Below are 1494 nucleotides of genomic sequence, written 5' to 3'. Positions count from 1 at the left end.
CTTAAATAATTCATTTGATTGAACATACTAGCTAAAGTGCCTAGACTTGCTAAGGCTATGGGTTTAGAAGATTGTAATTCGTTATAAGTGTTGAGTTTGGGGGGTAGGGATATAAAAGACCATGTGGGTAAGTGTTCGTCTTGAGGCATTAAATCTTGCATACTAGTTTTTAGATTAGAGATACAAAAATTTGTTTTATTGTTACAAGCCAATTGTGTTAGACTGCCTATGGCATTATTAAGCAACTCTACATGATTGGCGTTTAAGGTATTGGCAAGTGTTTTTAAATCTTGTCCTAGTTGTATGGAGTTATGGATATTCATAGCAATGTTAGAAACTTCATTCCATAATTTTTGCGTGAGTTGGTAGGCTTGTTCTTGTTTTTTTTTTGTGGGGGCTGTTGGTCTGTATTTTTCTGGCTCATTTAAACTAGGAAAAGATTTAATCCCAATTAGTGGAGCTTGAATTAAATTTTCCATATTATAAAGAAAGCTTACAAAATTCTTATTCGTTGATTTAAGCATAGCGTTATAGCTATCAATGCTAGCAAGAGCGTTTTCTATCTTTTGTTTGATTGCTTGATTATCGCTATTTTGTGAAAGTAAGGTTTCTAAAAGGGGTTGGATTTCTTTAATTTTGTCTGTAAACTCTTGAGTAGCTGGATATAGATGGTATAATGAACCATTTACCCCTATTATATCTTTGATAGCTTCAGTCATATGTGGCACATTATTACATGAAAGGATTGTATCTTTGCCACTTCCTTGTATGCAAATCTCACCAATGGAGGAAACATTTTGAACAATATTATACACCCCATAAAGCTTGGCATAAGTAGGATTAATCTCTCCATTATTTTCAATAGCGTCTTTTATCATTGTAAAAAAGGCTTGGCTCAAAACTCCATTAGAAGTGTTCATGCAATTTGGATAGGTGCAAGTTTGAGAACTTGAACCATAAGTATTGTTTTGAATAGAAGAAATAAGATTATCTAGTTGGGTAATAATCTTATCTTTATTAGTTGTTAAACCATTAGGGGCGTTTAACTCTTTAAGAATAGTATTGACACCTTTTTCAAGGACTTTTACAATTTCAGTATTGCTATTATCTGTGCTATTAAAACTCCCATTAAAAATACCTGATAGACCATTATTACCATTAGGATTTTTGTATTCTGTTAGTAGAGACTTTATGGCTTTTATTTTATTAGAGTTGTTTGTTTCCCCATTATCTAAAGGATTTTGTTTAGGGTTAGTTGTTTTAGATTTTTGATTATCATTTGGATTATTTTCAGCATGAGATGTATGGTCTTGATTGTGTTTTGGGTTGTTTGTTTCCCCATTATCTAAAGGATTTTGTTTAGGGTTAGTTGTTTTAGATTTTTGATTATCATTTGGATTATTTTCAGCATGAGATGTATGGTCTTGATTGTGTTTTGGGTTGAAATTTTTAGGTTGTTTATCTTTTAGGGGAGAATTATACCCCCCCCCCCCC

Annotated in this window: 1 protein-coding gene; it reads right to left on the bottom strand. The window is 32.5% G+C overall.

The window, feature by feature from the left end:
* The coding region (locus tag C6H25_RS07830; RefSeq protein ID WP_158653908.1) for a hypothetical protein at positions 1-1494 on the bottom strand (1494 nt) is incomplete at both ends.

This window comes from Helicobacter cetorum, assembly GCF_900198405.1.
Lineage (GTDB): Bacteria > Campylobacterota > Campylobacteria > Campylobacterales > Helicobacteraceae > Helicobacter > Helicobacter cetorum_C.
This window is presented reverse-complemented; position numbering and strand designations above follow the sequence as displayed.